Annotated in this window: 1 protein-coding gene; it reads right to left on the bottom strand. The window is 68.2% G+C overall.

All coding sequences use genetic code 11. The features are described from left to right. A partial coding sequence (locus P0D89_RS54265; RefSeq protein WP_408371585.1) for an SUF system Fe-S cluster assembly regulator occupies positions 1-368 on the bottom strand: 368 nt, incomplete at both ends.

Here is a 368-nt window from a genome sequence, read left to right as displayed (position 1 = left end):
GCGTCGCACCCGCGCGGCGGCTGGGAATGCTGCGCGCGCGGATCGCGCTGATATCGACCGCGCGCAAGGTCGGTCCCGCCATGTCCGCCAGCGTGACCTGCTGTAACGCCTCGCAGATCACGCGATTGACCTTCTGCCAGTTGGCGCGCACTGCGCACGCCGCCTCCTGGATGCACAAACCAGGCAACGTGCTGCATTCGGTCACCCCGATCGGGCCGTCAACCGCGGCGATCACGTCCGCCAGCGTGATCCGCTCGGGTGGCCGCGGCAGCAGGTAACCGCCATTCGTGCCGCGCAGCGACTCCACCACACCGCCCCGTGTCAGGATTTTCAGCACCTTTGACACCGTAGGCATCGCGACGCCGGTC

The sequence above is a fragment of the Paraburkholderia sp. RL18-085-BIA-A genome (genome assembly GCF_046027075.1).
Classification (GTDB): Bacteria; Pseudomonadota; Gammaproteobacteria; order Burkholderiales; family Burkholderiaceae; genus Paraburkholderia.
This window is presented reverse-complemented; position numbering and strand designations above follow the sequence as displayed.